This window comes from Chryseobacterium pennipullorum (assembly GCF_003384725.1).
In the GTDB taxonomy this organism is placed as follows: Bacteria; Bacteroidota; Bacteroidia; order Flavobacteriales; family Weeksellaceae; genus Chryseobacterium; species Chryseobacterium pennipullorum.
The window spans coordinates 1-10,303 of sequence record NZ_QNVV01000035.1; the positions used below are offsets into that span (position 1 = coordinate 1).

Annotated in this window: 11 protein-coding genes; 4 read left to right on the forward strand and 7 right to left on the reverse strand. The window is 38.5% G+C overall.

Features of this window, described 5'->3' with window-relative positions; translation table 11 throughout:
* Positions 1-316: 316 nt before the first annotated feature.
* Genes DRF67_RS21065 through DRF67_RS21085 form a run of 5 tightly spaced genes read right to left on the reverse strand, consistent with a single transcriptional unit; the run spans position 317 to position 3,977 of the window.
* A complete protein-coding gene (locus DRF67_RS21065) occupies positions 317-1,216 on the reverse strand; it encodes a glycosyltransferase family 2 protein (RefSeq protein WP_115930270.1) in 900 nt (299 codons plus the stop codon).
* Positions 1,217-1,221: 5 nt separating this feature from the next.
* Positions 1,222-2,187 (reverse strand): glycosyltransferase family 9 protein, encoded by a 966-nt coding sequence (locus DRF67_RS21070; protein ID WP_228435881.1) that lies wholly within the window; start codon positions 2,185-2,187, stop codon positions 1,222-1,224.
* A gap of 2 nt (positions 2,188-2,189) precedes the next feature.
* Positions 2,190-2,609 carry a SufE family protein gene (locus DRF67_RS21075; protein ID WP_115930271.1) on the reverse strand — a complete coding sequence of 140 codons (420 nt, stop codon included), beginning with the start codon at positions 2,607-2,609 and terminating at the stop codon, positions 2,190-2,192.
* 49 nt (positions 2,610-2,658) lie between these two features.
* A complete protein-coding gene (locus DRF67_RS21080; RefSeq protein WP_115930272.1) occupies positions 2,659-3,753 on the reverse strand; it encodes a glycosyltransferase family 4 protein in 1,095 nt (364 codons plus the stop codon).
* Positions 3,753-3,977, reverse strand: a complete 225-nt coding sequence (locus DRF67_RS21085; RefSeq protein ID WP_115930273.1) for a uroporphyrinogen decarboxylase — start codon at positions 3,975-3,977, stop codon at positions 3,753-3,755. Before DRF67_RS21085 ends, DRF67_RS21080 begins: the two co-directional genes overlap by 1 nt.
* 151 nt (positions 3,978-4,128) lie before the next feature.
* On the opposite strand from DRF67_RS21085, the gene DRF67_RS21090 reads away from it, so the two are divergent.
* From DRF67_RS21090 to DRF67_RS21100, 3 genes are all read left to right on the forward strand, one after another.
* Positions 4,129-6,660, forward strand: a complete 2,532-nt coding sequence (locus DRF67_RS21090; RefSeq protein WP_115930280.1) for an ATP-dependent Clp protease ATP-binding subunit — start codon at positions 4,129-4,131, stop codon at positions 6,658-6,660.
* 146 nt (positions 6,661-6,806) lie between these two features.
* Positions 6,807-7,184 (forward strand): hypothetical protein, encoded by a 378-nt coding sequence (locus DRF67_RS21095; RefSeq protein ID WP_115930274.1) that lies wholly within the window; start codon positions 6,807-6,809, stop codon positions 7,182-7,184.
* A 4-nt stretch (positions 7,185-7,188) separates the two neighbouring features.
* The gene (locus DRF67_RS21100; protein ID WP_123912807.1) at positions 7,189-7,734 is read left to right on the forward strand and encodes a hypothetical protein; all 546 of its coding nucleotides are present in this window, start codon (positions 7,189-7,191) and stop codon (positions 7,732-7,734) included.
* 84 nt (positions 7,735-7,818) lie between these two features.
* Here the strand turns inward: DRF67_RS21100 and DRF67_RS21105 are convergent, their stop codons facing one another.
* Entirely contained in the window at positions 7,819-8,346 is a 528-nt protein-coding gene (locus tag DRF67_RS21105) for a hypothetical protein (RefSeq protein ID WP_115930276.1), read from the reverse strand.
* A gap of 188 nt (positions 8,347-8,534) precedes the next feature.
* On the opposite strand from DRF67_RS21105, the gene mnmA reads away from it, so the two are divergent.
* Complete coding sequence (mnmA, locus tag DRF67_RS21110; protein WP_115930277.1) at positions 8,535-9,722, forward strand: tRNA 2-thiouridine(34) synthase MnmA; 1,188 nt, start codon at positions 8,535-8,537, stop codon at positions 9,720-9,722.
* 144 nt (positions 9,723-9,866) lie between these two features.
* On the opposite strand, the gene DRF67_RS21115 is transcribed toward mnmA, so the two are convergent.
* A complete protein-coding gene (locus tag DRF67_RS21115) occupies positions 9,867-10,217 on the reverse strand; it encodes a hypothetical protein (RefSeq protein WP_115930278.1) in 351 nt (116 codons plus the stop codon).
* Between the last annotated feature and the right edge of the window lie 86 nt (positions 10,218-10,303).

Below are 10,303 nucleotides of genomic sequence, written 5' to 3' on the forward strand. Positions count from 1 at the left end.
AAAATAATAAAAAGTTATTTCCGTAAAATTTTTTGAGCTGTAAGGGCTCAAAATTTTCCAGAATAACTTTTTAACTTACACAGTTAGTGAGATACTACCCTTAAATTAGAATTTAAAGCCTATTTATATCAACAAGACCCATAAACGAGCCGTCTAACAACCAGTGAAAACGGCTTATTTATACTTTTTTCTCAGCCTGCTCCTGTGCAAGAATGGTTTACATAGAATAACCTCAACTAATATCAGAAAGTTATGAAACAAATTCTTTTGTTTATTTTTTCCAAGAAATTTCACAATCAAAAAACATTTAACCGGCTCACGCCATCTTTCTTATCAGAAGCCCAAGTTTGTAAATATCCAGGTACCGAAGGCTTACGTTCCCTTTTAATAGGTTTTCCTTTATCCTATTCTCCACTATGGCAAACAAAGACTTTAAAGCGGCTTTAAAAGGTGTATGATTCACCTGCTGGTACAATCTCACCAATTTTACATCCGATAGCTTATCATAAAGATTTTTATCTTTTAACATCCTTGATAAGCTTTCTACCGACTCCTCTACTTTATTAAGGTACACAGAATTTTCTTCAAGATCATTATTCAGGATCGCATTATCAATATGGTCAATTCTTATTTTTTCGGATTTCAGATCCATGGCAAAAAGAAGATCTTCATACCCATAATTTTTAAATTCCGGATTAAAGATTACTTTTTCAAGTACTTCCTTTTTAATCACAAAATTATTGGTCTGAAAACTAAGATAGGATTTACCCCGGCGTAATACCACAGGAAGGTTTTCTCTTTCAACAGAGAACTTCCATCTTAAATAATGATTCTGATCAGGGACGGCCTCCAATACTTTTCTGCCTCCATATATCACCTGCGTTTCAGGATTTTCATAGATAAACTGAATATATTTCTTGAGGAACTGCGGATCAATAACCTTTCCGTCACAATCCAAAAACAGCAGATATTCACCCGTAGAAAATTTCAGAAAAAGATTACGGATCTTTGAACGACCAATATTTTCTTTCAGAAAAACAAAGTTGTGCACCTGTTCTTCCACTCCCCTGTTAATCTGTTTAAATTTTTCTGCTGAAGCATCATCAATGACAATAATTTCAGCTTCAATTGCTGAAGTTTCAATTTCCTTTTTTAAATCAAAGATAAGATCTCGGACATCAAAATTAAATACAGGAATGCAGATTGAAAGCTTCATACCAATCAGATTTTATCAATAACCTTCTGTATATTAAACTCTTCCAGGCAGGCCCAGTCTCCTCTGTAACATTCTTTGTCACCGAAAACAGAACAGGGTCTGCAGGTAAGGTCTTTTACCTGAACCACATCATCCTCGCTCTGCCCAAAGCCTAAAAAGCCTGCATAAGGATGTGTGGCTCCCCAAAGAGAAATACATCTTGTTCCTACTATGCTTGCAAGGTGCATATTAGCAGAATCCATAGAGATCATCAATTCCAATCCTGCAATTTTATCAAGTTCTTCCCTGAGGGTCAATTTACCGGAAAGGCTCTCCGTATTAGGAATTTCGCTTTCCCACTGTTCAAGAGTTTCCGTTTCTTTGTTTCCTCCTCCAAAAAAAAACACTTTATGTTTTTTGGCCAGGATTCTGACCAGCTCGTATGACTTTTCCAAAGGAAGCATTTTTCCTCTATGCTGTGCAAAGGGAGCAAATCCAATTCCTGATTTTTGATCTGAAACAGGTCTTAGCTGTTCGGACAGCTCTACCTGGAAACCCATTTCCCGAAACACATCAGCATATCGCTCAACGGTCTTTTTCAGCTGAGTTTTATCCAGATTCCAGACATCTGTAAGGTGTTCTTTTTCTTCCTTTCCTTTATTTATTTTGAACACCTTCAGCCCTTTTCTTCGGTAGATTCTGTCTAAAATCTTAGTTCGGATTACATCATGAAGATTGGCAATAAGGTCGGGATTAAATTCCCGGATCAGCTCGTTGCTCAATCTCCTCAGTCCAAAAAGACCTTTGTAGTCATCCAGGTCTATCCCTTTAAATCTGACATTGGGTATTCCTTCAAATAAAGCTTCAAAATTTTTCCTGGAAACCATAATAATTTCCACGCCGGGATTTTGCTCCAGAAATTCTCTGAAAACAGGGACTGTCATTGCGACATCTCCGAATGCGGAAAAACGGTATGCTAAAATTCTGGCCACGGTTATGATTTCAATTGATAGGCAACTGCATAGAATTTGATTTGTTTGGTCATCGCCATCAATCCATTAGCCCTGGAGGGTGAAAGAAATTCCTGAAGTCCGATTTCTGAGATAAACGCAAAGTCTGAATCCAAAATTTCCTGAGTGCTGTGTCCGCTGTAAATGCTTACCAGTAAAGAAACGATTCCTTTTGGTAGGATTCCGTCAGAATCTGCATTAAAGAACAGTTTTCCTTCTTTGAATTCCGCATCAATCCAAACTTTGCTCTGACAGCCTTTAATCAGATTTTCATCGGTTTTTTTATCTTCCGGCAAACCTTTGAGCTCTTTTCCAAGATCAATAATATATTCGTATTTCTGTTCCCAGTCGTCCAGAAACGCAAATTCGTCTATTATTTCCTGCTGTTTTTCTTTAATGGTCATTTTAATCAAAATTACTTGGTACAAAGATAACCAATTTTGTAAAAATTATTTATCCGGCCGCTTTTTCAAAAACCTGAAGCAGTTTTTCTTCTTCATTTTCCCAGCAAAGCAATTGCGCTGCCTTTTCCAGTTCTCCGAGATAACCAGCTCTTCCCTTATCTAAAACCTTTCTGACAGCTGATGCAATATTTTCCGGCTGATGGTCTTTAATCATCTCCCCTATATCAAATTGTCTTTTAATATTCTGCATTTCCGGGAGGTTGGATAAAATAAGAGGAACCCGCGCCTGAATACAATCCAGTACTTTATTGGGCAGCGAGTAATAATAACTTTCCCCGCCGTTTTCTTCGATGCTTATTCCACAATCAGCGGTGAGTGTAACATTTCGTAAGTCCTCAGGTTTATATTTTCCCAAAAAATGAACTTTATGCGCAAGATTTTCTCTCCCCACAAGATCTTCATATTGTTTTTTTTGTGGACCAGCCCCAGCTATTTTCAGGACTGCATGGTCAAGATGGTGCATGGCAAGAATCATCTTATCAATTCCACGGAAGGGGTTAATGGCTCCCTGGTATAAAATAACTTTAGGATTATTCTCAGGAAATTCCAGGGAAAAGTTCAGCTTTCGGGGCGCATTTTGAACTGTGACGGGCGTAATTCCGTAGTTTTTATAAAACCATTTCGCATAGCTTTCGCTTGCCGTGATCATGAACTGAAGTTTGGGAATAATTGTTTTTTCCACATACCTCCATAATTTTTGTGACATTTTGCCCTGAATTGCAGGCATTTCCGAAAAAATCTCATGACTGTCAAAGACAAGTGGAATATTAAGTTTCCTGGCAAGAAGGAAATTGGGAATCAATGCATCAATATCATTGGCATGAAGAATTGTATTGTGATCCGCTCTTTTCTTTATCTCGCGGTACAATTTCCAGTTAAATTCAAAATAAGCAGTTTTCAAACTTTTTGAAGCCAGGTGGATTCTGGTAAAAGGATAAGGACGTTTCATTTCTTCCGCCCCATTCCAGTCATTTCCTATCAAATCAATCTGGTAGCCATTTTCATGCAAGGTGCGGCACACCTTTTCAATACGCTGATCCGTATACAAATTACTGAATGCAGAAGTAATTATTTTTTTCTTCATCAAGCTTTTTTTCCAAACAGCAAATGGTACATCTGGATAAAACAGATAAGCCCGTTAGGAATAATAACCGGCCATAACGGTCCGCTAAAAAAGCCATAAATTACAAAACAGATACAACCGATCATATTAACGACTCTGATTTTTCTTACATCTTTCAGTATAAAACTCAACACGATAAAAACTGAAGCAGAATATCCGATGTACGTAGTAATTTCAGGATTCATGAAAAAATTTTAGGGATCACAAACTTAATCATTTTCAATAAGATAATAAAATTTTTTCTGCCATAAAGTCATTAATTGATTTTTGGTAAAATATTTGTAATTTAGATAATGAATAAATGGCAACGTTGCCGTTATTCTAATGAGATATATTATGGATTATAAGTTTTCACAAGGTTTGAGCCAGGTGTTCAAACAAAGCAAAAGCGAAGCTAAAAGGCTGAAAAGTGAATTTCTCAATACAGAACATCTACTTTTAGGTATTATAAAAACGGAAAACTCTGCTAAAGAAATCCTTCAAAACCTTAATGCGGATTTAACACAAATCAGAAGAAAAATTGAAACTCTAAATACAGCAAGTCTTAATCCTATATCTGAGGAGGTTACCAATATTTCTTTCACCAAGATGGCAGATCATGCGATCAAACGTGCGGAGTTAGAATGCCGACAATACAAGAGCAATGAAATTAATACCGTTCACCTGCTTTTGGGTATTCTTTATAAATATGAGGATCCTACTTCAAATATTCTGGGCGCTTATGACATCGATTATGAGGGTGTTTCAAGAGAGTATCAGACGATGCTTAAAAATTCCGGGCAGTCACCACAGATGAGTGCCTATGACGACGATGATGAAAGAGAGGAATTTGAGCAGATGAGAAAGCCTACGGGAAATTTAGGCTCTGCAAAAAGCAAAACCCCTACACTGGACAACTTTGGTAGAGACCTTACTTCTTTGGCAAGAGATGGAAAGTTAGATCCTGTCATCGGACGAGAAAAAGAAATCGAGAGGGTTTCTCAGATCTTATCACGAAGAAAGAAAAACAACCCGCTTCTAATCGGGGAGCCGGGAGTAGGTAAGTCTGCTATTGCAGAAGGTCTGGCTTTAAGAATCCAGCAGAAGAAGGTATCCAGAGTTCTTTACGGGAAACGTGTGATTACTTTGGACCTTGCCAGTCTGGTAGCCGGGACCAAATACCGTGGTCAGTTTGAAGAAAGAATGAAAGCAATCATGACTGAACTGGAGAAAAACAGGGACGTCATCTTATTTATTGATGAGCTTCATACCATTGTAGGAGCAGGAAGTTCTACGGGAAGCTTAGATGCGTCCAATATGTTCAAACCGGCTTTGGCAAGGGGAGAAATTCAATGCATCGGGGCAACCACTTTGGATGAATACCGTCAGTATATTGAAAAAGACGGAGCTTTAGAAAGAAGATTCCAGAAAGTAATGGTGGAACCGACTTCCATCGATGAAACGATTCAGATCCTGAACCAGATTAAAGATAAGTATGAAGAGCATCACAATGTAATTTATACTCCTGAAGCCATTACAGCCTGTGTCAATCTGACATCAAGATATATTACGGACCGTTTCTTACCAGACAAAGCCATTGATGCTATGGATGAAGCCGGTTCGCGGGTGTATATTAAAAATATGAAGGTTCCTACGGAGATCATCGATTTTGAAAAGAAAATTGAGGATATTAAAGAGCTGAAACAAAAAGCTGTAAAAGCCCAGGATTATCTTGAGGCCAGAAAGCTTAAAGATGAAGAGGAACGTCTTCAGATGGAACTGAATGCTGCCCAGGAAAAATGGGACAAAGATGTGAAGGAGAAAAAAGAAACCGTGAGTGAAGAAAATGTAGCTGAAGTGGTTTCTATGATGAGTGGTGTCCCTGTAACAAAAGTCGGCAAGAATGAGCTTGATAAACTGGCTCAGATGGATGAAAAGCTAAACGGAAAGGTAATCGGTCAGGAAGACGCTGTGAAGAAAGTTGTCAAAGCGATCCAAAGAAACAGAGCCGGCCTTAAAGATCCGAACCGCCCGATCGGTACGTTTATCTTCCTTGGTACAACCGGCGTTGGTAAAACCGAGCTTGCTAAAGTAATGGCAAGAGAACTTTTTGAATCTGATGAGTCTCTTATCAGAATTGATATGAGTGAATACATGGAGAAATTTGCAGTTTCACGATTGGTTGGAGCGCCTCCGGGGTATGTCGGATATGAAGAAGGAGGTCAGTTGACTGAAGCAGTGAGAAGAAAGCCTTATGCTGTAGTTCTTTTGGATGAGATTGAAAAAGCGCATCCGGATGTATTCAATATCCTGTTACAGATTCTTGATGAAGGTCACGTTACAGACAGCTTGGGTAGAAAAATTGACTTTAGAAATACGATCATTATTCTCACGTCCAATATTGGTACAAGAGACCTTAAAGATTTCGGAGATGGTGTAGGATTTGGAACTTCAGCTAAGAAAACGACTTCAGATTCCAGAGCAAGAAGCACCATTGAGAATGCCCTTAAGAAAGCATTTGCTCCTGAATTCTTAAATAGAATTGATGATATTGTAATCTTCAACTCTCTTGTACAGGATGATATCAAGAAAATCATTGATATTGAACTGAACAAGCTGTACGGAAGACTAGAGAAGCTAGGTTATAAAGTGGAATTAACTGATGAGGCCAAAGACTTTATTTCTGAAAAAGGATGGGACAAAGATTTCGGAGCAAGACCTCTGAAACGTGCGATCCAGAAATACATTGAGGACTTATTGGCAGAAATGCTGGTTAACAAGCAATTAAATGAAGGGGAAACCGTAATTCTTGACCTTAATGAAGCTAAAGATGCATTGGTTGGAAAAACGCAGAAAGCGAAAAAATCAACTGAAAAGTCTCAATCTTAATAGAATATATTATTAAATAATGAAACACCGGGAGTTTTGCTCCTGGTGTTTTTTTATCTCATCACTAAAAAATATTTATTTTTTTCACTAATTAAGGATTAATTCATAAAAATATTTAACTTTATCACCCATAAAACTAATATCCAATGAAAAAAGCATTTTTACTTTTAAGCATTCCTTTAGTCGCTATGATTTCATGTACTAATGAATCTATCGCAACCAACACCACCACGACTCCGGTTTCCAAGCAGGAGGCGGTTCAGAAATTCAACAAAGCGATGAAAGAAGTGGTGATAGAAAAGGAACCGGCTAACGCAAAAAGAACAAGCTCTATGGAACTGAGTGATTACAAAAAGAACAAGCTTCTACCGGCTGCCAAGGAACTTATTTCTTCTACCGGAATTTCTATGAAAGAAATTGAAAAACAGACCGGCGGCGACAAAGAGAAAGTCCTTACCTGGGCTGTACAGGTATATGGAGAATACAACAAGCAAATTAATCAAAACTATCAATCTGAAAACTAAAACTATGAAAAAGTTACTTTTAATGGCAGGAGGTCTTGTTTCGTTTGGGCTTTCTGCACAGATATCCGGAGATCTTTACATACAGAATTACACCCCTCATTATGTAGAATATAATATTGTGAGAAGCAATACGGCATCTGTTACCGCAAACTGCTCACCCAGTATTCAGTCGGCACCTTCCACCGGCCTTTCCAAGCTGACCTATTCTACCAATCCCGGTGTTACCCCTGCACAGGCTTATTACAGTGACAACATTAATACTTCCAATACCTTTAATGCTTCATTTCCTGATACTCCATTAATCAATGGATGGTCTATCAACACGGCTCCTGCTATTTTTCCTGTTCTTCCCGTTTTGGTGGCACCCACGCAGTGGTCCGGTATGAAATTCGGAATTCAGGATACCTCCGGGACCAATATCGGAGGGTTTTACTGGATGGGGAAAAGCTGTGGCGGACCGATAGTTGCCGATTTGTCCAGCTATACCAATGCTGTTGTCAGCGGCCAGTATTATACTTTGGGAGGAGCCAGCTGGTTTATTATCTATTAGAAATTCAGTAGATTCAATCCATAAAAAAAATCCGGAATAATCATTCCGGATTTTGTTTTGTATCAGACGATAAGTGACAATTAACTAAAGTCCCACTACAAATCCTATATTGGGGATCAACCCGCTTGAAAAAATACTGGTTCTCTCTTTATAAAGGACATTATACATCAATCCCAGCTGAAGAAAAGAATTATTTCCTATCCTCTGCATATATCCGCCACCCAGATATAAGGCTGTCTCTTCTTCATTGACCTTATAATCGTATACCTTGTCTTTATAGTTGATAAAATAGTGCTGAAGATTGGCCCCTATGTAAAATGATCTGGCAAAATAATAATTAGCGAACGGCCCTACTCCAAACATCGTCGATCGATGAAAATCCGAGGTTTGCCAGGACACACTTCCTACAACACCTCCTTCGAGATCATTGGTAATCATATATCCTACTCTTGGAGATGCCTGCAAATAAAAATTACTATTGCTCCCGAACCCTAGTCCAATACCACCCCCAAAAGTCCACCGGTTGTTTTCTTGAGCCGGCGTTCCTATTGAAATCTGGGAAAATGCTGACCCTGAACACATCAGCATCACTGTTATAATAAATTTTTTCATAGATTGTTATTTTGCTTATGGTTATTGATGCGCTTTCACCTCTGTTAAAAGATAATAAACGGTCATCTTTTTACTTCTATCGTTTTTATCAATGTTTAAAATTATGGTTTTTTTACGAATATTTTTAGTTGTATTTTTGCCGCATCAAACTAAGAACTCCCGTTAAGAGTTTCGTAAAATTGAAAGACATGAAAATAGTAGTAGGCCTCTCCGGAGGTGTAGATTCCAGTGTTACCGCATATCTGCTGCAACAGCAGGGACATGAAGTGGTCGCGTTGTTTATGAGAAACTGGAATGATGCTTCAGTGACCTTAGAAGATGAGTGTCCCTGGATTGAGGACAGCAATGATGCGCTGATGGTGGCGCAGAAACTGGGAATTCCTTTCCAGGTCATTGATATGAGTGAGCTGTATAAAGAACGTATCGTGGATTATATGTTCGCTGAATATGAGAAAGGGAGAACTCCCAATCCTGATGTTCTCTGCAACAGAGAGGTAAAATTCGATGTGTTTATGAAGACGGCGATGTCATTAGGCGCAGACAAGGTAGCCACGGGACATTATGCAAGAGTTCATTCGACCTTTGATGAAAACGGCCAAGAAATTTTCCATCTTCTTGCCGGAAAAGATCATAATAAAGATCAGTCTTATTTTCTTTGTCAGCTAAGCCAGGATCAGCTTTCTAAAGCTTTATTTCCTATCGGAGAGCTCACTAAGCCTCAGGTAAGAGAAATTGCTAAAGAAATCGGATTGGTTACGGCAGATAAAAAAGATTCTCAGGGACTGTGTTTTATCGGCAAAGTTAGCCTTCCGCAATTTTTGCAGCAGCAACTGAAGCCAAATGAAGGAGAAATTGTAGAAATCTTTAAGGACTCGCCTCTATTTGCTGAAGAAAAGCCTGAATTCTCTTCGAAAAAAGAAGAGCTTGATTTCCTGTCAAGAAAAATCAATTATAAAAAATCTGACGGAAAAGTAATCGGGAAGCATCAGGGAGCTCAATTCTTTACCATCGGACAAAGTAAAGGTCTGGGAATTGGTGGTCACAAAGAAAGCTGCTTCATTATTTCCAGAGATATGGAAAACAATATTCTTTTTGTAGGGGAAGGAAATCACTTTCTGGGACTGTATAAAAAGGCGTTAAAAATTGACAATTCTGAACTGCATTGGGTTCGTGAGGATCTGAGACTTCAGAATGGGGAAAGGATGGAGGTAATGGCCAGATTCCGCTACAGGCAACCTTTGCAGAAAGCCGTTATCTATCAGTTTGAAGAGGCATTCTACGTTGAATTTGAAGAGCCGCAGAGTGCCATCGCTGAAGGCCAGTTTGCATCATGGTATCTGGATGAGGAACTTATCGGTAGTGGTGTGATTTCATAAACTAAGAGTATTATATATTAGCATAGATAAGCCCGAAACAGTTTTGCCTCGGGCTTATTTTTATCCGGATATTAGCTAATCTGAATTCGGGATAAGCCAATTCTGGTTTTTGTTCTGTCAGAATCTTTGTAATTTGAACTTCTGTTATTTCATTTTTTTCTTACCATACTGTGACATAAGAAACAGTCCTACAATCCCTTCCAATATCAAGATTAGGAATAAAAATCCGACAGGTTTTCCTAATATTATTCCTCTAGTCAGTTTTACCACTCCTAATACAAAAATGAGCATTATGCCATATAATGTTGTTTTTGAAATGGTTTCATTCAGTAATTTTAGAACAACAACTGAAGCATAGAATCCAAGGAACAGGATTGAATAGAATTTGAGGAAGTCAGGTCCTTTTAGGGAGAGCGGATTCAAAGTGCCGCATTCTACTTCAAGCCATATCATACTCGCTGCAACTGGAATGGAATGTATGATCAGATTTTTCATACTCTATTTTTATATTAAACGACATGCTTACTACCCTCCGCAACCACCACAACCACCACAACCACCACAGCCCCCTCCTCCACTAC